The 19,381-nt window shown below is 71.3% G+C and carries 18 protein-coding genes; 9 read left to right on the top strand and 9 right to left on the bottom strand.

Annotated elements, in window-relative coordinates; translation table 11 throughout:
• Positions 1-83: 83 nt before the first annotated feature.
• Positions 84-1,373: an extracellular solute-binding protein gene (locus ACFVYL_RS14355; protein WP_389715450.1), complete on the bottom strand. Its 1,290-nt coding sequence runs from the start codon at positions 1,371-1,373 to the stop codon at positions 84-86.
• A gap of 207 nt (positions 1,374-1,580) precedes the next feature.
• On the opposite strand from ACFVYL_RS14355, the gene ACFVYL_RS14350 reads away from it, so the two are divergent.
• Positions 1,581-1,802, top strand: coding sequence for a dodecin (locus ACFVYL_RS14350; RefSeq protein WP_389715449.1), 222 nt, complete (start codon positions 1,581-1,583; stop codon positions 1,800-1,802).
• A gap of 10 nt (positions 1,803-1,812) precedes the next feature.
• On the opposite strand, the gene ACFVYL_RS14345 is transcribed toward ACFVYL_RS14350, so the two are convergent.
• On the bottom strand, positions 1,813-2,301 hold the full coding sequence (locus ACFVYL_RS14345; RefSeq protein WP_389715448.1) for a hypothetical protein: 489 nt from the start codon (positions 2,299-2,301) through the stop codon (positions 1,813-1,815).
• A gap of 42 nt (positions 2,302-2,343) precedes the next feature.
• Between ACFVYL_RS14345 and ACFVYL_RS14340 the strand changes: the two genes are divergently transcribed.
• Together ACFVYL_RS14340 and ACFVYL_RS14335 are read left to right on the top strand one after the other, a co-directional pair.
• Positions 2,344-3,360 (top strand): LLM class flavin-dependent oxidoreductase, encoded by a 1,017-nt coding sequence (locus ACFVYL_RS14340; protein WP_389715447.1) that lies wholly within the window; start codon positions 2,344-2,346, stop codon positions 3,358-3,360.
• Positions 3,361-3,426: 66 nt separating this feature from the next.
• Complete coding sequence (locus ACFVYL_RS14335; protein WP_389715445.1) at positions 3,427-5,784, top strand: ATP-binding cassette domain-containing protein; 2,358 nt, start codon at positions 3,427-3,429, stop codon at positions 5,782-5,784.
• A 23-nt stretch (positions 5,785-5,807) separates the two neighbouring features.
• Here the strand turns inward: ACFVYL_RS14335 and ACFVYL_RS14330 are convergent, their stop codons facing one another.
• From ACFVYL_RS14330 to ACFVYL_RS14320, 3 genes are read right to left on the bottom strand one after another with little or no spacing between them, the layout of a single operon-like run.
• Complete coding sequence (locus tag ACFVYL_RS14330; RefSeq protein WP_389715443.1) at positions 5,808-6,557, bottom strand: succinate dehydrogenase/fumarate reductase iron-sulfur subunit; 750 nt, start codon at positions 6,555-6,557, stop codon at positions 5,808-5,810.
• Positions 6,554-8,512, bottom strand: coding sequence for a fumarate reductase/succinate dehydrogenase flavoprotein subunit (locus tag ACFVYL_RS14325; RefSeq protein ID WP_389715442.1), 1,959 nt, complete (start codon positions 8,510-8,512; stop codon positions 6,554-6,556). Before ACFVYL_RS14325 ends, ACFVYL_RS14330 begins: the two co-directional genes overlap by 4 nt.
• A 3-nt stretch (positions 8,513-8,515) precedes the next feature.
• Complete coding sequence (locus ACFVYL_RS14320) at positions 8,516-9,223, bottom strand: succinate dehydrogenase (protein ID WP_389715441.1); 708 nt, start codon at positions 9,221-9,223, stop codon at positions 8,516-8,518.
• 94 nt (positions 9,224-9,317) lie between these two features.
• Here ACFVYL_RS14320 and ACFVYL_RS14315 point away from each other — a divergent pair, with 94 nt between their 5' ends.
• A complete protein-coding gene (locus tag ACFVYL_RS14315; protein WP_389715440.1) occupies positions 9,318-10,193 on the top strand; it encodes a LysR family transcriptional regulator in 876 nt (291 codons plus the stop codon).
• Positions 10,194-10,268: 75 nt separating this feature from the next.
• On the opposite strand, the gene ACFVYL_RS14310 is transcribed toward ACFVYL_RS14315, so the two are convergent.
• The 4 genes from ACFVYL_RS14310 to ACFVYL_RS14295 all read right to left on the bottom strand — a co-directional run bounded on the left by ACFVYL_RS14310 (position 10,269) and on the right by ACFVYL_RS14295 (position 14,821).
• On the bottom strand, positions 10,269-10,553 hold the full coding sequence (locus ACFVYL_RS14310) for a hypothetical protein (RefSeq protein WP_389715439.1): 285 nt from the start codon (positions 10,551-10,553) through the stop codon (positions 10,269-10,271).
• 130 nt (positions 10,554-10,683) lie between these two features.
• Entirely contained in the window at positions 10,684-12,819 is a 2,136-nt protein-coding gene (locus tag ACFVYL_RS14305) for a putative bifunctional diguanylate cyclase/phosphodiesterase (RefSeq protein WP_389715438.1), read from the bottom strand.
• Complete coding sequence (locus ACFVYL_RS14300; protein WP_389715437.1) at positions 12,816-13,628, bottom strand: SAM-dependent methyltransferase; 813 nt, start codon at positions 13,626-13,628, stop codon at positions 12,816-12,818. The genes ACFVYL_RS14305 and ACFVYL_RS14300 overlap by 4 nt, the downstream gene beginning before the upstream one ends.
• Before the next feature lie 212 nt (positions 13,629-13,840).
• On the bottom strand, positions 13,841-14,821 hold the full coding sequence (locus tag ACFVYL_RS14295) for an SCO0930 family lipoprotein (protein ID WP_389715436.1): 981 nt from the start codon (positions 14,819-14,821) through the stop codon (positions 13,841-13,843).
• Between the two features lie 757 nt (positions 14,822-15,578).
• On the opposite strand from ACFVYL_RS14295, the gene ACFVYL_RS14290 reads away from it, so the two are divergent.
• The 5 genes from ACFVYL_RS14290 to ACFVYL_RS14270 all read left to right on the top strand — a co-directional run bounded on the left by ACFVYL_RS14290 (position 15,579) and on the right by ACFVYL_RS14270 (position 19,149).
• Positions 15,579-15,707, top strand: coding sequence for a hypothetical protein (locus tag ACFVYL_RS14290; RefSeq protein WP_389715434.1), 129 nt, complete (start codon positions 15,579-15,581; stop codon positions 15,705-15,707).
• Between the two features lie 15 nt (positions 15,708-15,722).
• The gene (locus tag ACFVYL_RS14285) at positions 15,723-16,487 is read left to right on the top strand and encodes a hypothetical protein (RefSeq protein ID WP_389715433.1); all 765 of its coding nucleotides are present in this window, start codon (positions 15,723-15,725) and stop codon (positions 16,485-16,487) included.
• A 113-nt stretch (positions 16,488-16,600) separates the two neighbouring features.
• Entirely contained in the window at positions 16,601-16,813 is a 213-nt protein-coding gene (locus ACFVYL_RS14280; protein ID WP_389715432.1) for a hypothetical protein, read from the top strand.
• 238 nt (positions 16,814-17,051) lie between these two features.
• Positions 17,052-18,356 (top strand): alpha/beta hydrolase, encoded by a 1,305-nt coding sequence (locus ACFVYL_RS14275; protein ID WP_389715430.1) that lies wholly within the window; start codon positions 17,052-17,054, stop codon positions 18,354-18,356.
• Positions 18,357-18,588: 232 nt separating this feature from the next.
• On the top strand, positions 18,589-19,149 hold the full coding sequence (locus ACFVYL_RS14270) for a hypothetical protein (protein WP_389715429.1): 561 nt from the start codon (positions 18,589-18,591) through the stop codon (positions 19,147-19,149).
• Positions 19,150-19,381 lie beyond the last annotated feature (232 nt).

Below are 19,381 nucleotides of genomic sequence, written 5' to 3'. Positions count from 1 at the left end.
GCCTGTGCCATTTCCCCGGCCGGGCCCGACGGCTTACCCGGGGTGCCCGGTCCCGCCCGTGCGGCGCGGGACCGGGCCGTCCGTCACAGCCCTCCGACGTTCAGCGCCTCGGTGATCTGGTCGGAGGCCTTGCGGGCCTCGGCCTCCGGGTCGCCGCCCATGAGGACCTGCGACATGTAGTCCTTGATGGGGTTGTCCGCCTCGACGCCCGCCCAGCGGGGCGAGTTGGGGGTCGCCCGGCCGTTCGCCGCGCCGGCGGCCATCGCCGCGACACCCTCCTCGCCGGCGACGGCGGGGGCCAGCTTCGCCTTGTTCGGGACGTAGTTCATCGTCCGGGCCAGCTCGGTCTGCCACTTCTTGCCCGCGAGCGCCTCGATCACCTCGACCGCGCCCTTGTGGTCGTCGCTGTGCTCGGGCACCACGAGGTCGGAGCCACCCGTGAAGACCGCGCCGGGCTTGCCCGCCTTCTTGCCGGGGATGGGGAAGTAGCCCAGCTTGCCCTTCAGTTCGGGGTTCTTCTCCTCGATGGCGCGGGCCGCGCCGGGCACCGTGACGATCTGTGCGACATCGCCGCCCGCGAACACGCCCGCCTGCGACGGGTGTTCCTCGTCGGCGTCGCGCGGGCCGTCGCCGAGTGCCTGCAGCCGCTGGTAGAACTCCATGCCGCGCCGGGCCGCCGCCGTGTGCAGGCTGCCGCGCCAGTCGCCGGAGGACTCCTTGGTCTCCTTGGCCAGGTCGCCGCCCTCGTCCCAGATGAACCCGGCGAGGGTGTACCAGTCCTGGCCCGCCAGGTAAATGCCCTGGTTGCCGCCGGAGTTGAGCTTCTCCGTGGCCGTGACCCACTCCTCGCGGGTGCGCGGAGGGCTCTTGATGCCCGCCTGCGCGAACAGGTCCTTGTTGTAGATGACGACACGGTTGGCGGCGTACCAGGGGATGCCGTACTGGGCACCGCGGTAGCGTCCCGGCTCGGCGAGGCCCGGCAGCCAGTCGTTCATGCCGAGGTCGCGTGCGGACTCCAGGGTGAGGTCGTACAGGCCGCCCTCGTCGACGTACTGCGCGACCTGGGTGTTGCCGACCTCGATGACGTCGGGGCCGTCCCCGTCCTCTTCCTTGAGCGCCTTCTTCACCTTGGTGCCGATGCCGGTCCACTCCTGGACACGGACGTCCAGGTCGAGCCCGTCGTGCTCCTTCTCGAAGTCCGCCGTGAAACGCTCGACGAACTCGGGCGAAGCGCTGCCCCGCATCAGCCAGACCGTGACGGTCCGGGAGTCGTCCCCGCCGGGCAGCACCCCGCATCCGGAGAGGAGAACGGAGGAGGAGAGCGCGAGGGCAAGAGACACGGCGGCGCGGTGGTGCGGGTTCACGTGGGTCACTTTCTGCCTGCGGACAGGGAAGGTCGGCCCGACGCGGGGGGATGAGCTCGTGGCTCGAACGGGTTACTGGCCTGGATTTTGGTATGTACCAAAGGGCTGGTCAAGGGGGTACGCCATCTCGCGCGAGCGGGCGCGCTGGTGCACGGTGGAGTGACGGCGCTCCACGGCGCCGTACGACGCCACCCGACGGCCCGGAGGAACACGCTCATGACCGACCACACCTATCGCGTCACCGAGATTGTCGGCACCTCCCACGAAGGCATCGACCAGGCGATCCGCAACGGCGTCGAGCGGGCCTCGCGGACGCTCCGCTCGCTCGACTGGTTCGAGGTCACGCAGGTGCGCGGGCACATCGAGGAGGGGCAGATCCAGCACTACCAAGTGGGGCTGAAGGTGGGGTTCCGTCTGGAGGACGGCGACAGCGCGTAGGCGGGGGCGGTCAGGTTCGGCCGTCGCTTTCCTGGGCCGTCTTCAGGGGTACGGACTCGGCGGCCCAGGTCGCGCGCAGGACGGTGAAGCCCGCGCGTTCCGCCTCGTCGCAGACAAGCTCGTCGTCGTCCACCAGCACGCGGATCTCGCGGTCGCGGGCGAGGGAGCGCAGGATCTCCAGCTTGGTGCGGCGGGCCGGGCGGCGGTCGCCGTCGCGGCGCATCCAGACGCGGCCCGCCGGCAGGCCCTGGCGTGCCAGCCAGTCCTCCGTGTCCGCCCGGCACCGCTCGGGGCGGCCCGTCAGGTAGACGACCTCGCACTCCTCGGCGCTCGCCAGGGCCAGCTCGATGCCGCGGGCCAGCGGTGGGTCCTGGGGCGCGGCGGCGAAGAAGGCGTCCCAGTCGCGCGTCCTGCCCACGAGGTACCGCTGGCGGTGCGCGGTGTCCGCGAGGGTGTTGTCCAGGTCGAACACGGCGAGGGGTCTGCTGTTCTCGGTCACTGCGACAGGGAATCATGACGGCGCCCAGGTGTTGAACCCTGTGTGAGCTCAGTCATCGCAGCAACCCGGTTCTCCGTCCTCGACCGTTCCCGTACTCGCGAGGGGTACGACGGTCCCGCGGCGCTGCGCGACACCGTGCGCCTCGCGCAGGACCTCGAAGCGCTCGGCTATCACCGTTTCTGGGTCTCCGAGCACCACGGCGTGCCGGGCGTGGCGGGTTCCGCGCCCACGGTCCTCGCGTCGGCCGTCGCCGCGGCCACCCGCACCATCCACGTCGGCACGGGCGGGGTGATGCTGCCGAACCATCAGTCGCTGGTCGTGGCAGAGCAGTTCGGGGTACTCGAAGCACTCTTTCCCGGCCGGATCGACATGGGGCTCGGCCGCTCGGTCGGCTTCACCGATGGGGTGCGCAAGGCGCTGGGGCGCGACAAGCACGATGCCGAGGACTTCGCGGGGCAGCTCGGCGAGCTCCTCGACTGGTTTCGCGGCACGTCCGGCACGGGAGTGCGGGCCCGCCCCGCCGAAGGGCTGACCGTGCCGCCGTACGTGCTGGCCGTGGGCGAGGGCGCGACGATCGCCGCCGAGGCGGGGCTGCCGCTGGTCATCGGGGACATCCGGGGCCGCGAGAAGATGCTGCGCGGCATCGAGCAGTACCGCGGTGGCTTCCGTCCCTCGCCGTGGCTCGCCGAGCCGTACGTCATGATCGCGGGCACCGTCGCGGTGGCGGAGAGCGAGGAGGCGGCCCGTCGGCTCCTCGTACCGGAGGCCTGGTCGATGGCGTACTCCCGCACGCACGGCACGTTTCCCCCGCTCCCGTCGGCCGAGCGGGTGGAGGCGCTGACCATGGCGGAGAAGGAGCGCGGCTTCTACGAGGCGGGGCTGCGTGGTCATGTGCACGGCACGGAGGAGCAGGTGGCCGACGAGCTGGAGCGGGTGATCAAGGAGAGCGGGGCGCAGGAGGTCCTTGTGACGACCAGTACGTACGACCGGGCAGGGCTTCTGGACTCCTTCCGGCGGCTGGCCCGCGTGGCAGAGCTGACCCCGGTCCCGCACCCGTAGAGGCTCGCGCGTCGGCCCGCGGCCTAGAATGGTGGGGTTTGTCCCCGAGTCGCGTACGGAGCCCCCATGCACAGCCCCCATGACCCGTTCGTACGCGTCCGCGGTGCCCGGGAGCACAACCTCCAGGGCGTCGACGTGGACATCCCGCGCGACGTCCTCGCGGTCTTCACCGGCGTCTCCGGCTCCGGGAAGTCCTCGCTCGCGTTCGGGACCGTCTACGCCGAGGCCCAGCGGCGCTACTTCGAGTCCGTCGCGCCGTACGCCCGGCGGCTGATCCACCAGGTGGGCGCCCCGAAGGTCGGCGAGATCACCGGGCTGCCGCCCGCGGTCTCGCTCCAGCAGCGCCGCTCGGCGCCGACCTCCCGCTCCTCCGTCGGCACGGTCACCACGCTCTCCAACTCCCTGCGGATGCTCTTCTCCCGCGCGGGCAGCTATCCGGCGGGCGCCGAGCGGCTCGACTCGGACGCCTTCTCGCCGAACACGGCGGCCGGAGCGTGCCCCGAGTGCCACGGTCTGGGCCGCGTCCACCGCACGACGGAAGAGCTGCTGGTGCCCGACCCGTCGCTGTCCATCCGCGAGGGCGCCGTCGCCGCCTGGCCCGGCGCCTGGCAGGGCAAGAACCTGCGGGACGTGCTCGACGCCCTGGGCCACGACGTGGACCGGCCCTGGCGCGAGCTGCCGCAGCGGGACCGCGACTGGATCCTGTTCACCGACGAGCAGCCGGTCGTGACCGTGCACCCCGTGCGGGAGGCCGGCCGGATCCACCGGCCCTACCAGGGCACCTACATGAGCGCCCACCGCTATGTGATGAAGACCTTCTCCGACTCCAAGAGCCAGACGCTGCGTGCCAAGGCCGAGCGGTTCCTGACGAGCGCGCCGTGCCCGGCGTGCGGCGGGAGCAGGCTGCGGCCTGAGGCGATGGCGGTCACATTCGCGGGCCGTACGATCGCCGAGCTCGCCGCGCTGCCCCTGTCCGACCTCGCCGACGCCCTCGCGGGCGCCACGGACACCTCGGAGACGGCCCGCGTCCTGACCGGGGACCTGCTCGCCCGCATCGCGACCGTCACCGAGCTCGGCCTCGGCTACCTCAGTCCGGACCGCGCCACGCCCACCCTGTCGGCGGGCGAACTGCAGCGCCTGCGCCTCGCGACCCAGCTGCGCTCGGGGCTCTTCGGCGTGGTGTACGTCCTGGACGAGCCGTCGGCGGGGCTCCACCCGGCGGACACGGAAGCCCTGTTGACCGTCCTTGACCGGCTCAAGGCGGCGGGCAACTCCGTCTTCGTCGTGGAGCACCACCTCGATGTCATGCGCCACGCGGACTGGCTCGTCGACGTCGGCCCGCAGGCGGGCGAGCACGGCGGGCGGGTGCTGCACAGCGGTCCCGTGGCGGAGCTCGAAGGTGCCGCCGAGTCGGCGACGGCCCGCTTCCTGTTCGACCGGGAAGCCCCTCCGGCACGTGAAGTGCGCGCCCCGCAGGGCTGGTTGAAGGTCGGTCCGGTCACCCGGCACAATCTCCGGGAAGTGACGGCGGAGATCCCGCTCGGCGCCTTCACCGCCGTCACGGGCGTGTCGGGCTCGGGGAAGTCCACACTCGTCGGCGAGATCACCGAGGACCTCGCGGGGGTCGGCCGCCTGGTCTGCGTCGACCAGAAGCCGATCGGGCGTACGCCGCGCTCCAATCTGGCCACCTACACCGGTCTCTTCGACGTCGTGCGGAAGGTGTTCGCCGCCACCGACACGGCGAAGGAGCGCGGTTACGGCGTGGGCCGCTTCTCCTTCAACGTGGCGGGCGGGCGCTGCGAGACCTGCCAGGGCGAAGGCTTCGTCAGCGTCGAGCTGCTCTTCCTGCCGAGCACCTACGCGCCCTGCCCGGACTGCGCGGGCGCCCGCTACAACCCGGCCACGCTCGAAGTGACGTACCGGGGAAGGAACATCGCGGACGTGCTCGACCTGACCGTCGAGGCCGCCGCGGACTTCTTCGCCGACACACCGGCCGTCGTACGCAGCCTGCGTACGCTCCTCGATGTCGGCCTCGGCTATCTGCGGCTCGGCCAGCCGGCCACTGAGCTGTCGGGTGGCGAGGCCCAACGCATCAAACTGGCCAGCGAGTTGCAGCGGGTCAGGCGGGGCCACACGCTCTACCTCCTCGACGAGCCGACGACCGGCCTGCACCCGGCCGACGTCGAGGTCCTCACGCACCGCCTGCACGAACTGGTCGACGGCGGCAACTCCGTGGTCGTCGTCGAGCACGACATGGCGGTCGTGGCGGGCGCGGACTGGGTCGTCGACCTCGGCCCCGGCGGCGGCGACCGGGGTGGCCTGATCGTGGCGGCGGGCACCCCGGCGGAGGTGGCGGGCGCCGAGGGCAGCCGGACCGCGCCGTATCTGGCCCGCGCGCGGGGAGCCGCCGACGGCCGGGGCTGACCCCCGGGCCGTCGGCGGACGGTTCAGGCCCGGCTCACCTTCCGGGTGGCCCGCAGCCATTCCTTGTTCATGGCCGCGATGGAGGGAAGGGGAATGCCCTTCGGGCAGGCCGTCGCGCACTCGCCGGTCAGCGTGCAGCCGCCGAAGCCCTCCGCGTCCATCTGCGTGACCATGTCGAGGACCCGCGTCTCCCGCTCGGGCGCGCCCTGCGGCAGGACGTTGAGGTGGTTGACCTTGGCCGAGGTGAACAGCATCGCCGAGCCGTTCGGGCAGGCGGCCACGCACGCCCCGCAGCCGATGCACTCGGCGTGCTCGAACGCCGAGTCGGCCTCGGGCTTGGGCACGGGCGTGGCGTGCGCCTCGGGCGCCGCGCCGGTCGGGGCGCTGATGTAGCCGCCGGACTGGATGATCCGGTCGAAGGCGGAGCGGTCGACCACCAGGTCCTTGACGACCGGGAAGGCGGCGGCACGCCACGGCTCGATGTCGATGGTGTCGCCGTCCTCGAAGGACCGCATGTGGAGCTGGCAGGTGGTGGTGCGCTCGGGGCCGTGCGCGTCACCGTTGATGACGAGTGAGCAGGCTCCGCAGATGCCCTCGCGGCAGTCGTGGTCGAAGGCGACCGGGTCGTCGCCCTTGAGGATGAGCTCTTCGTTGAGGGTGTCGAGCATCTCCAGGAAGGACATGTCGCGGGAGATGCCGTCCACTTCGTACGTGGACATCGCGCCGTCGGCGTCGGCGTTCTTCTGGCGCCAGACGCGCAGGGTGAGCTTCATGCGTAGCTCCGCTGAGTGGGGTGGACGTACTCGAAGACGAGGTCTTCTTTATGAAGGACGGGTGCGGCGCCGGTGTCGGTGAACTCCCAGGCGGCCGCGTAGGAGAACTCCTCGTCGACGCGGGCGGCCTCGCCGTCGGGGGTCTGGGACTCCTCGCGGAAGTGGCCGCCGCAGGACTCGGCGCGGTGCAGGGCGTCGAGGCACATCAGCTCGGCGAGTTCGAGGTAGTCGACGATGCGGTTGGCCTTCTCCAGGGACTGGTTGAACTCCTCGCCGGTGCCCGGCACCTTGATGCGGCGCCAGAACTCCTCGCGGATCTGCGGGATGCGCTCCAGGGCCTTGCGCAGCCCGCTCTCCGTGCGGGCCATGCCGCAGAACTCCCACATGACTTCGCCGAGTTCGCGGTGGAAGGAGTCGGGGGTGCGGTCGCCGTCGACGGACAGGAGCAGGTTGAGGCGGTCCTCGGTCTCGGCGAGCACCTCCTGCACCGCGGGGTGGTCGTCGCCCACCTCGTCCTTGTGCGGGTGGCGCGCGAGGTAGTCGTTGATGGTGGACGGCAGGACGAAGTAGCCGTCGGCGAGGCCCTGCATGAGGGCGCTCGCGCCGAGCCGGTTGGCGCCGTGGTCGGAGAAGTTGGCCTCGCCGACCGCGAAGAGCCCGGGGACGGTGGTCTGCAGGTCGTAGTCGACCCAGAGACCGCCCATCGTGTAGTGCACGGCGGGGTAGATCCGCATCGGCACCTCGTACGGGTTCTCCGCGGTGATCCGCTCGTACATGTCGAAGAGGTTGCCGTACTTCTCCTCGACGCTCTTCTTGCCCATGCGCTGGATGGCGTCGGCGAAGTCGAGGTAGACGCCCTGACCGCCGGGGCCCACTCCCCTGCCCTCGTCGCACACGTTCTTGGCGGCGCGTGAGGCGATGTCGCGGGGCACGAGGTTGCCGAAGGAGGGGTAGATGCGCTCCAGGTAGTAGTCGCGCTCGTCCTCGGGGATCTGGTTCGCCGGGCGGTCGTCGCCCTTGGCCTTGGGCACCCAGATCCGGCCGTCGTTGCGCAGCGACTCGCTCATCAGCGTCAGCTTGGACTGGTGGTCGCCGGTGCGCGGGATGCAGGTGGGGTGGATCTGCGTGAAGCAGGGGTTGGCGAAGTACGCGCCGCGCCGGTGGGCCCGCCAGATGGCTGTGGCGTTGGAGTTCATGGCGTTGGTCGACAGGTAGAAGACGTTGCCGTAGCCGCCGGACGCGAGGACCACCGCGTCGGCGAAGTAGGTGTCGATCTTGCCCGTGACCAGGTCACGGGCGACGATGCCCCGGGCCCGCCCGTCGACCACGATGACGTCGAGCATCTCGGTACGGGGGTGCATCTCCACGTTGCCCGCGGCGATCTGGCGGCTGAGTGCCTGGTAGGCGCCGAGCAGGAGCTGCTGTCCCGTCTGGCCGCGCGCGTAGAACGTCCTGGAGACCTGCACGCCGCCGAAGGAGCGGGTGTCGAGGAGTCCGCCGTACTCGCGGGCGAACGGCACGCCCTGGGCGACGCACTGGTCGATGATCTCGACGGAGATCTGCGCGAGGCGGTGCACGTTGGACTCGCGGGCGCGGAAGTCGCCGCCCTTGACGGTGTCGTAGAAGAGGCGGTGGATGGAGTCGCCGTCGTTGCGGTAGTTCTTCGCGGCGTTGATGCCGCCCTGCGCGGCGATCGAGTGGGCGCGGCGCGGCGAGTCCTGGTAGCAGAACTGCACGACGTGGTAGCCCTGTTCGGCGAGGGTGGCCCCGGCGGAGCCGCCGGCCAGACCGGTGCCGACGACGATCACGGTGTGCTTGCGGCGGTTGGCGGGGTTGACCAGCTTCGCCTGGAAGCGGCGGGTGTCCCAGCGCTCGGCGATGGGCCCGGAGGGGGCCTTGTCGTCGACGAGCGGCTCACCGGTCGCGTACGCGGAGTACTCACTGGAGTAGTTCATGGGTCAGCTCACCAGTCCGGTCATGACGGCCACGGGTACGGAGACGAAGCCGAGGGTCAGCACCACGGCGATGCCGTTGGCGAGGAGCCCCAGGACGCGGTCGCGGGTGGCGGTGCCCACGCCCAGGGTCTGGGCCGCGCTCCACAGCCCGTGCCGCACGTGGAAGCCGACGGCGACCACGGCGACGATGTAGACGACGTTGCCGTACCAGGTCGAGAAGGTGTCGATGATGTTCTGGTACGGGTGCAGGTGCTCGTAGCCGCCCGGGTGCACGGTGCCCGTCGTCAGGTCGAGGATGTGCCAGATGATGAACAGGGCGATGATGATGCCGCCCCAGCGCATGGTGCGGGTGGCGAAGCTCGCCTCGCGCTTCTTGTGCACGTACTTCGTGGGGCGCGCCCGGATGTCGCGGCGGCTCAGCTGGTACGCGGAGGTGGCGTGCGCGACGACCGCGGCGACGAGCACCACGCGGATGAGCCAGAGCGTCCACTCGTAGTGCATGAAGGGCTCGCCGACGGTGCGGAGCCAGTGCGCGTAGTGGTTCATCTCGGCGGGACCGAAGAAGATCTTCAGATTCCCGATCATGTGCGCGATGAGGTAGAGCAGCATGATCAGGCCGCTCACCGCCATGACCGCCTTCTTGCCGATGGTCGAGTCCCACAGCGTGCGGGTCATGGACGGCCGTTTGTCCGTCCGCGTTGCCAGAGCCATGTCAGAGACGCTACGGCCGAAAGTCCCGATCGGTCCAAGAGATGGTTCAGCTCATCTCCATAGCCTGAGCCTATCGACGGCGTATCGTTCGGCCATGCAATTCCAGCAGCTGCAGTATTTCGTCGCGGTCGCCGAGGCCCGGCACTTCACCCGCGCCGCGGAGGATGTGCACGTCTCCCAGCCCTCCCTCTCCCAGCAGATCCGGGCCCTGGAGAAGGAGCTGGGCGCGGAGCTGTTCAGCCGGGCGCGGGGCAACATCACCCTGACCGACGCGGGCGAGGCGCTGCTGCCGCTGGCCCGCCGGATCCTCGCCGACGCGGACACCGCCCGGATCGAGGTGCAGGAACTGGCGCAGCTGCGCCGCGGCCGCATCCGCCTGGGCGCGACCCCGAGCGTGTGCACGGGGCTGCTCCCCGACGTGCTCCGCGCCTTCCACGACCGCCACCCCGGGATCCAGCTCCTCATCGAGGAGGGCGGCTCCCACGACCTCGTCCGCGAACTGGCGCGCGGCGCGCTGGACCTGGCGCTGGTCGTGCTCCCGCTGCCCAGCCCCTCGCCGGCCCTGACCACCGTCGAGCTGCTGCGCGAGGACCTGGTCGTGGTGTCCGCACCGGAAGCACGGAATCTGGGGCGCTCGGTACGGATCGCGGATCTGCAGGGCGAGCGCCTCGTGATGTTCCGGCACGGCTACGACCTGCGAGAACTCACCGTCAGCGCCTGCCGGGCCGAGGGCTTCGAGCCCGAGTTCGCGGTGGAGGGCGGCGAGATGGACGCGGTGCTCGGCTTCGTGCGCGCGGGCATCGGGGTGGCGGTGGTCCCCCGCATGGTCGCGGAGCGCTCGGGCGCCGGCCTGCGGATGACGCCCCTGGCCCGCCCGAGCCTGCACCGCACGATCGCACTCGCCCACCGCAGCGACGTGGCGCCGCCGCGCGCGGCACGTGAATTCCAGCGGATGCTGCTGACGCGGTGAGGGCATGCGGAGGCGCCACCGGTCGGGACCGCTTCGAGGAGCGAGGCGGTCCGGCCGCGGGTCTCGCGTGCCGGGTCAGCGGCCCAGCGCCGCCAGGCCCTTGTTCAGGTCGTCCGCGTTCATGACCGGACAGATCTCGATCTCCGCGCCGACCTCGCCGAAGAGCGGCTCGGTGATGGACGGCAGCTCCGACGGGTCCTTCAGGTCGAAGACGAACGTGCAACAGCGGCCGCCGTCGGCCGGACCGAAGTAGGCGGCCTCCGGCTGGAGCCGCTCCGTCAACGCCCCCATCATCTTCGGCAGGGCTCCGCTCTTGATTGCCTCGTTCGCGGCCTGCGTGTCCAGACGTGCTCTCAGCATGACCCTCATGGGACTCACTTCCTCCCTTCCAGGGTCCCGCCGCCCGCACCGCCCCGCACCTCGTGGCCCTGCCGCACGTCGGGTCCCTCGCGCCATCGGCGGATGACGTCCCGCCCCGCGTCGCGCGCCCTCAGCTGATCGCGTCCGCGAGCGCCAGTTCGTGCAGCTGGTCCGGCGGTCCTGGCCGGGCGTAGTACCAGCCCTGCGCCGTGTCGCAGCCGAGCTCCCGCAGCTGATCCGCCTGCGCGCCCGTCTCGACGCCCTCGACGGTGACCGCGAGGTCGAGGCTGTGGGCGAGCGCGACGATCCCCTCGACGATCTTCAGGTCGACGGGGTCCGCGGGGAAGTGCTGCATGCCCTGGGTGAACGAGCGGTCCAGCTTGAGCACGCTCACCGGCAGGCGTCGCAGATTGGCGAGGTTGGAGTACCCCGTGCCGAAGTCGTCGAGTGCGATGTCGACGCCCATCTCGGCGAGCCTGCGCAGCGGCTTGAGCAGGTCGTCGTCGGCACCTATCAGCGCGGACTCGGTGACCTCCAGGCAGAGCGCGCCCGGCTCCAGGCCCTCGCGCTCCAGGATGTCGACCGTGTCGGAGACCAGCCCCGGGTGGGTGAGCTGCATGGGCGAGAGGTTGACGTTGACGCGCAGCGGTCCCGCGTCGGTGTGCCGGGCCTCCCACCGGCGGGCCTGGCGCACGGACTCCTCCAGGACCCAGCGGCCGAGCGGCACGATCAGGCCGGTGTGCTCGGCGAGCGGGATGAAGCGGTCCGGGCCGATGACGCCGTGCTGCGGGTGCAGCCACCGCACCAGGGCCTCGGCGCCGCGCACGCTGCCGTCGCGGAGGCGCACCAGCGGCTGGTACTCGATGAAGAACTCGCCGCGCTCCAGGGCGGCGGGCAGCGCGGTGGTCAGGCCGTGCCGGGTGATGGCGCGGGCGTCGGCCTCGGGGTCGGCGAGCTCGTACCGGTTGCCGCCCGCGGACTTGGCGCGGTACATCGTGATGTCGGCGCTGCGCAGGACCTCGGCGGCGCCGCGCTCGCCCGCCGGGCCCTCCACGATGCCGATGCTGCCGCGCACGGTCAGCTCGCGTCCGTCGACGCGGATCGGGGCGGCGAGCGCGTTCATGATGCGGCCCGCGAGCTCGTCCACCTCCGTCTCGGTGTCGGGGCCGGTGGTGAGCGCCACGAACTCGTCGCCGCCGAGCCGGGCCACCATCTCGCCGGGGGCGGTCGCACAGGACTGCAGCCGGTCGGCGACCTCGACGAGGAGCCGGTCGCCGGCCGCGTGCCCGAGGCTGTCGTTGACGGTCTTGAAGCCGTCGAGGTCGAGATAGCAGAGGCCGAACCGGGCGGTGGTGCCCGCCGCGAGGGCCTTCTCCAGGCGCTCGAAGAACAGGGTGCGGTTGGGCAGCCCGGTGAGCGCGTCGTGTGTGGCCTCGTACCGCAGGCGGAGGTTGAGCAGCCGGCGCTCGGTGGTGTCCTCCATCAGCGCCAGCTGGTACTGCGGCATGCCGTCCGCGTCGCGCAGCAGGGAGACGGTCAGGTTGGTCCACAGGACCGTGCCGTCGGGGCGGTAGAAGGCCTTCTCGACGCGGTAGTGCTCACGGTCGCCGCGGACCAGTTCCTCGTACAGCTTCCAGACGTGGGGCGAGTCGTCGGGGTGCGTCCACTCCCCCACGTTGCGCCCGCGCAGCTGGTGTTCCAGGCCGCCGAACATGCGGATCAGCGCGTCGTTGACCTCCAGGACCGTGCCGTCGAGGGCCGCGATGCCGATGCCGATCGCGGCGCCGTGGAAGACGGCACGGAACCGCGCCTCGCTGGCGTGCAGGGCCTCGGCGACGGCGCTGCGCGCGCTCAGCGCGGCCCGGGAGATCGCCTCCTGCTCAGCGAGGGTGCGCTCGCGCAGGGCCTCGGCGAAACCGGCGGCCATCGCGTGCTGGATGCGCGCGGAGCGGGCGCGCAGCGCTTCCTGCGGGCCGTCACCGCCGCAGTACAGGACCAGATAGGCGTCGACGCAGTCGAGCGTGCGGCTGAGCGCCTCGGGGTCCGTGCAGTGGGTGCCGATCAGCGCGGCGCCGACGGACCGGCTCTCCGCCGCGTCGAATACGCGTGCCCGCAGCACGTCGCACAACCGCCGGGCGAGCGGCACCAGTTGCTGCTCGAACTCGGGGCGGGTCAGCGAGGTCGCCGTCACGGGAAAGATCGCGCGGCTCCAGATGGTGGCGAACCGGCGGATTCTTCCCTCGGGTCCGTCCTGCTCGCCGCTCAACGCTTCCGTCCCACGCCGGCGAATCCCGAGAAGGCGTAGGGCTCCTCCTCCTCGGGCGCGGTGTCGGGCCGCCAGTGCGGCATCGGCACCAGACCGGGTTCCACCATGTCGTATCCCTCGAAGAACCGCGCGACCTCGTCGCGCGAGCGCATGATCAGTGGATTGCGGATGTCCTTGTATACACCGACCGTCCGGCTGGCCTGTTCGGGGGGGACCGGGATCCCTTCGTACGAGGCGTGGCTGACGATCACGAGGCTGCCGGGCGCGGTTGCGTCCCGCAGCTCGGCGACCGCCGCGTAAGGATCGTACGCGTCCTCGACGAAGTGCAGTACGGCGACGAGGAGCAGGGCGACCGGGCGGTCCAGGTCGAGGACCGAGGCGACTTCCGAACTTCCCAGAATGTCCCGGGGCTTGCGCAGGTCCCCGGCGACGGCCGCGGTCCCCTCAATGCCTTCGAGCACGGCCTGGCTGTGCGCCACAGCGACCGGGTCGTGGTCCACGTAGACGATGCGGGCCTCGGGGCTCGCCTGCCGCGCCACCTCGTGGACGTTGCCGAACGTCGGGATGCCGGAGCCGATGTCGAGGAACTGCGTGACGCCCTGTTCGACGGCGTGGCGCACCGCACGCCGCATGAAGGCCCGGTTCGCCTGCATGACCTTCGGCAGGCCCGGCATGGAGTCCATCGCCCGGCGGGCCGCCTCCCGGTCCACCTCGAAGTTGTGCGAGCCGCCGAGGTAGTAGTCGTAGATGCGGGACACGCTGGGCATCGAGATGTCGATGCCGAGCGGGGCCCAGGCGGGACGCTCCATCAAGACTCCAAGGCGTAGGGGGTGGCGCAGGCGATCCGGCGTTCGAGGGTGAGGCTACTGATCGTCCGCCAAGGGAGCGAGTCAAAACGGAAATTGGTCGTCCGTTCTCGGTCACTGCCTTTGGCAAGTGCCTTGTGCCACATCACGGACCGGCCCGTCCCCTCCCTGTGATATGGGAGGGGACGGGCCGGTCTGTCCGAACGCCGTACGGGCTACTTCGCGGCGCCCACCGGCTTCCCCTGCGGGCTCGCGGCATACCAAGTGCCGCCCACGCCTTGGCCGTTGGTGTCGCCGGGCTTCTTGTCGCCGGCGAAGGTGTACAGCGGCCAGCAGTTGATCGTCTGCTGCTTCGCGCCGTCGGGCCGGTTGAAGACGATGAAGCCCTTCTTGAGGATTCCTCGAGTGTCGTTCTTGGCCACCGGCGCCACAACGGGCCACTTGTCGAGGCAGGCGCCGGTGCATGCCGACTTCATCGGCCAGGCCGAGTCCTTGGTGAAGCGGTAGACCGTCATGCCGTTCTTGTCGACGACGATCTCACCGAGCTTCGGGTCCTTGCGGGTGGACAGGCCTGCCCGGTCCACGGGGGCCGTACCGGCCTGCGCGGGCGCCGCCTTCTTGCCGTCGGGGGCCGCGGCGTACCAAGTCCCGCCCACGCCCTGCCCCTTGGCGTCGCCTGGCTCGGCGTCCTGCGCGTACCGGTACATCGGCCAGCCGTCGACGGTCAGCTGCTTGGTGCCGTCGGCGGCGGTGACCTCGCCGAGCAGGGACTCGTCGACGCCCGGCGCGGCCTTGGCGCCGTCGGCGACGACAGCGGGCCAGGTCTTCAGACAGGCCGCGTCGCAGTTGGACTTGGGCGGCTGGGCGGTGTCCTTGTCGAAGCGGTAGAGGGTGAAGCCCTTGCTGTCGGTGACGACCTTGCCGAGCTTCTTGCTGTCCCAGACCGCGAGCTGCCCCGCGGGCTTCGCCTTGGTGTCCGCACCCTTGTCCGCGGCGCCGGAGTCCGACCCGTAGCCGTCGTCCGATCCGTAGTCGCCGTCCTTCGCGGGCGCCTGGTTGCCCACGTTCTGCCCGTTCGGTGACTGGTCGCCCTTCTCCTGGCCGCACGCCGTCGTCAGCGCCAGCAGGGCCGCAGCTGTCGCTACGAGCGAGGCGCTCCGCCAGGCCCGGGGGGAAACCCCACTTGGATGCAGCATCCTTGACTCCCACTGTCCACAGAGGTGTTGTGGCGCCCGATTGCGTCACACATGGCCCTAGGTACGGGCGGGAGCGCCCGTCGCGTTCACCCGCGCCGCAAGATTCTTTGCCGGGCGGGCTCGGCCGCCGGGAGAGAACCGCGCGGCGTCGAACCCCCAAGCGGGCAGATCGCGCCGTCGAAACCTCGAACCGGCAGACCACGCCGTCGAACCCCCGGCCGGGCAGATCCTCCCTTCGGGTCATTCCCGGGCCTCTCCGGCGTGGCAGGCGTGTGTACGGCTCATGCTCCCCGTCGTGCACGGAACTTCACGGGCCTTGTCACCCTTGGCCATACGCGTGTTGGCGTTCATCGCGCTGGCCTTGCTGCTCGGCGCCTCGTCGGCCGTCGGCGCGGCCTCCGCCGACGACTGCGCGTACGCCTCGATCAGTCAGGACGGCGGCACTTCGGGCGATGGCGCGGTGGCCGTCGCGGGCGACGGCGACTGCCACGCCGGACCCACGCACCACCCAAAACCTCCGCCCCCACCGCCACGCCCGGCTCCGCCGCCGCCTCCCCCACCGCCACCACCGCCGGCGCCGGAACCCCCGCCTGCTCCGGAGCCGCCTCCCGCCCCGGAGCCGCCTCCCGCGCCCGCGCCACCCGTCCGGCCCGCGACGCCACCACCACCGGCACCGCCCCCCGCACCGGCCCCCGAGCCGAAACCGAAGAAGCCGAAGCCTTCCGTCACCCCCCGGCCCACCCCGTCGCCCTCGTCCGTGTCCTATCCGGCGTATCACGCCCAGTCGCGCAGGCAGCCGCCGCGCGGCGGACCGTCCCTCGTCTCGCTCACCCTGCTCATCACGGCGCCCGCGGTGCTCGCCGTCGCCGCGCTCCGCCCGCGCTGACCGCCGGAGGTTTCCATGTCGGAATGGCTTGTTCTCACCCTCGCGATGGCCGCTGCCTGCGCTGTCGTCCTCATCGTGACGCTGCTGCGGCACCGCAGGACCGGCGCGGACTACGACGCGTCCGAGACCCCGGACGTCATCGAGTACATGACGATGATGATCGGCGTCGTCTACGCCATCGTCCTCGGCCTTGCCATCGCGGGCGTCTGGGAGGCGCGGGGCGCCGCCCAGGAGCACGTGCGGCTCGAGGCCCAGGCGCTGCACGAGGTCTCGGAGCGGGCGCGGGTCTACCCCGAGGACGTCCGGGAACGGATCCGCGCCGATGTCCACGCCTATGCCAGCCATGTCGTCACCACCGAGTGGGACTCGATGAAGGACAAGGGTGAACTCACCGACCGGGGCGCCGAGTTGCTGGCCCGTGTCCGGCACGACGTGACCGACTACGAGCCGAAGTCGGACTTCGAGGCCCAGGCCTATCAGCCACTGGTCGACGCGGTGGCGGCCGCGGACGATGCGCGCGGCGCCCGCGCGGACAGTACGGGGGCGACCATGCCCGGCGTGGTCTGGTTCGGCCTCATCATCGGAGGGCTCATCACCATCGGCATGATCTTCGCCCTGCAGATCCGCCGCACCGCGCGCGAACTGGTCCTCGCGGGCATCTTCTCCGCCCTGTTCGCCTTCCTGCTCTTCCTCATCTGGGACTTCGACGCGCCCTACAGCCGCGGCATCGCGGCAACAGCGGAACCCTTCCGCGCGCTGTTCCCCGGACTGGGAGGCTGACCCGGACCGTCCCGGGGCGCGGGAAGCCCGTTCAGCTCACCTGAGCCCGTCTCGGTTCCGCCTTGGCCGTGAACCGCGCTGCGCCGCGCCCCCGTACAGCGCACCCTTGTGTCATGCCCTGGCAGTCACCGATCGTCGTCCACCCGCCCGCCGCCGACGGCGGACGGCGGGTCACCGTGCGCGGGCAGGACGTCGGCGTCGCCCACAGCGACGGGGACCTGGCGGAGCTCCTACGGCGCGCGGGCCTCGGCGAGGCCGACATCGCGCTCGACGACCCGCACCTCGTCGAGTGGCGCGGTGCGGCGCACGCGTGGACCGGCGCCTGAGGGCACACGGGCCGGACCCAGCCATCCGATTTGCCAGACTCGACCCCATTGTTATGGTTTTCGTGAGCGGGCAGATGGTGCGTTCAAGTCCACCCAGCTCCACTGCGTGGGGCTGTAGCTCAAGGCAGAGCGGCCCGCTCGCCTGGACACCTCCCCCGGGGGCCGGCCTGCTGGCCGGCCCCCGGGGCCGTGTCACACGGAACCGAACGGAACGGGGACACGCGTGGAGCGGGTGCCGATGGCCGCCGGGCCGCTGGACTGGTCACTGGTCGACGGGGCGGTCCCGCTCGTCGTACGGATCCTCGGCTGCCTGGCCCTCGCCGCCCTGCTCCTCTCCCGCGACCGCCGCTGGTGGACCCGGCTGCTCCCGCTCGCCGTGGTCACGGCGGCGCTCCTGACCCTCCTGGTCAAGGTCACCGTCGACGACTGGTGGCAGCCCTTCCCCGACAAACTCCCCGGCGACGTGGTGGTGTGGATCGGCGTCGCCGTCCTCGGGGTGTGCCTCGCCCTCTGCCGGCTGGCGACACTGCGCTGGCGCGGCCGCGCGGGCGCCCTGCTTTCGGGGCTCCTCGTCGTCGTCCTCGGGCTCTCCGAGGTGAACATCCACTACGACAACTACCCGACCCCGCGGACCATGCTCGGCCCCCAGGACACCGTCAGCCTCAAGGACGCCACGGGCAAGAAGGAACCGACGCTCGACGTGCCCGGCGGCAAGGCGCTCTCCGAAGTCTGGAAGGCACCGGCCGGGCTGCCCGCCAAGGGCACCGTGTCGACCGCCTCGATTCCGGGCACGAAGTCGGGGTTCAAGGCCCGCGACGCCTACGTCTACCTGCCCCCGGCCTACCGTGCCTCGCCCCGCCCGCTGCTGCCCGTGCTCGTCCTGATGGCCGGGCAGCCGGGCGCCCCGCAGGACTGGATCACTTCGGGTCAGCTGCCCGACATGATGGACGACTTCGCCGCCCGGCACGCCGGTCTCGCGCCGGTCGTCCTGGTGGTCGACCCGCTGGGCTCCTCCTTCGACAATCCGCTGTGCATGGACTCCCGGCTCGGCAAGGTGCAGACGTATCTCGCCGAGGACGTCCCGGACTGGGCGGCCGGCCATCTGCAGACGGCCACGGGCCGGGCGCACTGGGCGGTCTCCGGCCTCTCCAACGGCGGCACCTGCGCCCTGCAGCTGGCGGTCAACGCGCCGCGGCGCTACGGCACCTTCCTGGACATCTCCGGCCAGGACGAGCCGACGCTCGGGAGCCGCAAGAAGACGGTGGACGCGGCGTTCGGCGGGGACGAGGCGGCGTTCGAGAAGGTCAACCCGGTGGACGTGATGGCGCGGGAGAAGTTCCCTGACACGGCCGGGGCGTTCGTCGCGGGGACCGACGACTCGACGTACCGCCCGCAGGCGCTCACGGTGTACGCGGCGGCGAAGAAGGCCGGGATGAAGGCCGAGCTCGTCCAGCTGCCGGGCGGACACAGCTGGCAGGTCTGGCGCCCGGGTCTGGAGAAGCAGCTCCCGTGGCTGGCGTCGCACACCGGCCTGACGCCGTAGTGCTCGCGCACCCCCTCCCTCAGGACGCGCTCTCGCCCTCGCACACCCCCGGCCGCCACCCGGCCCGCCACGCCGCCCCGTTCGCCTGACCGGCCCACACGATTGCCCCGTTCGCGCGACACGGATCGCGGCGCCCCGCGTCCGTACCTAGCGTTTCGGTCATCGAGGTGCATTTCAGGCGTCAGCGGAAGAAGAGTCCGCAGCTGCTCCTCGGAGGACCCGGAGGAACATCATGCGCGCGATACGCGTCGCTTCGGCCGCACTGCTCACCGCTTCCGCGCTTGCCGTGACGGTCCCGACCGCAGCCGCGGCCGTCGTCGACGAGGAGAACGTGACCGCGTTCGGCTTCAGCATCACGCCCACCACGATCGCCGCGGGCGGTCAGATCACCCTGAACGTCGACGGCTGCGACGGCGAAACCAAGGTCACCTCCGGCGTCTTCGACGACACCACCATCCCCAAGGGGCAGAAGTCCGCCACCGCTCAGGTGTTCTGGGACGCCAAACCGGGCGCGATGTACGAGGTGACGTTCACCTGCAACGGCAGCAACCCCGGTAGCGACAAGACCGACCTCACCATCGCCACCGGCCGCCCCGACAACAACAGCCACCACCCCGACCACAACACCCACCGCCCGGACCACGGCGTCCACAAAGGCGTCAAGGCCGGCACCGGCGGCAGCCTCGGCGGCTTCGACGCGCACGAGATCGCCCTCGGCGGCGCCCTGATCCTGGGCACCATCGGCACCGCGTACTACAAGGTGCGCCGCCGCACCGGCGGGGACCACTCCTGACCCACGCCCGGCAGCGCTTCGCCCCCGGGACGTCTCCAGATCCCAGGGACGAAGCGCTGCCACCCGCGGTGCGAGACGGGTACGCCGGGTGCGGAGCGGAAGGGGGTCGCGCCGGCCCGGCCGGAACTCCTAGGCCATGTCGTCAAACTCGCGTCGTTCGCCCGGAGGGCGGCCTCGCGGCGTCTGGTGCGTGCGATCGCAAGGCGGAGGGTCATCCCGGTACTGGGCGTAC

The organism is Streptomyces sp. NPDC058308 (assembly GCF_042880275.1).
Lineage (GTDB): Bacteria > Actinomycetota > Actinomycetes > Streptomycetales > Streptomycetaceae > Streptomyces.
This window is presented reverse-complemented; position numbering and strand designations above follow the sequence as displayed.

Excerpts from the sequence above, each read along its gene's own strand:
- ACFVYL_RS14300 (WP_389715437.1), bottom strand. The coding sequence starts at position 13,628 with ATGGAGCGTCCCGCCTGGGCCCCGCTCGGCATCGACATCTCGATGCCC.
- ACFVYL_RS14350 (WP_389715449.1), top strand. The coding sequence starts at position 1,581 with ATGACCGACCACACCTATCGCGTCACCGAGATTGTCGGCACCTCCCAC.
- ACFVYL_RS14270 (WP_389715429.1), top strand. The coding sequence starts at position 18,589 with ATGCGCGCGATACGCGTCGCTTCGGCCGCACTGCTCACCGCTTCCGCG.
- ACFVYL_RS14310 (WP_389715439.1), bottom strand. The coding sequence starts at position 10,553 with ATGCTGAGAGCACGTCTGGACACGCAGGCCGCGAACGAGGCAATCAAG.
- ACFVYL_RS14320 (WP_389715441.1), bottom strand. The coding sequence starts at position 9,223 with ATGGCTCTGGCAACGCGGACGGACAAACGGCCGTCCATGACCCGCACG.
- ACFVYL_RS14280 (WP_389715432.1), top strand. The coding sequence starts at position 16,601 with ATGCCCTGGCAGTCACCGATCGTCGTCCACCCGCCCGCCGCCGACGGC.
- ACFVYL_RS14285 (WP_389715433.1), top strand. The coding sequence starts at position 15,723 with ATGTCGGAATGGCTTGTTCTCACCCTCGCGATGGCCGCTGCCTGCGCT.
- ACFVYL_RS14330 (WP_389715443.1), bottom strand. The coding sequence starts at position 6,557 with ATGAAGCTCACCCTGCGCGTCTGGCGCCAGAAGAACGCCGACGCCGAC.
- ACFVYL_RS14325 (WP_389715442.1), bottom strand. The coding sequence starts at position 8,512 with ATGAACTACTCCAGTGAGTACTCCGCGTACGCGACCGGTGAGCCGCTC.
- ACFVYL_RS14315 (WP_389715440.1), top strand. The coding sequence starts at position 9,318 with ATGCAATTCCAGCAGCTGCAGTATTTCGTCGCGGTCGCCGAGGCCCGG.
- ACFVYL_RS14335 (WP_389715445.1), top strand. The coding sequence starts at position 3,427 with ATGCACAGCCCCCATGACCCGTTCGTACGCGTCCGCGGTGCCCGGGAG.
- ACFVYL_RS14295 (WP_389715436.1), bottom strand. The coding sequence starts at position 14,821 with ATGCTGCATCCAAGTGGGGTTTCCCCCCGGGCCTGGCGGAGCGCCTCG.
- ACFVYL_RS14275 (WP_389715430.1), top strand. The coding sequence starts at position 17,052 with ATGGCCGCCGGGCCGCTGGACTGGTCACTGGTCGACGGGGCGGTCCCG.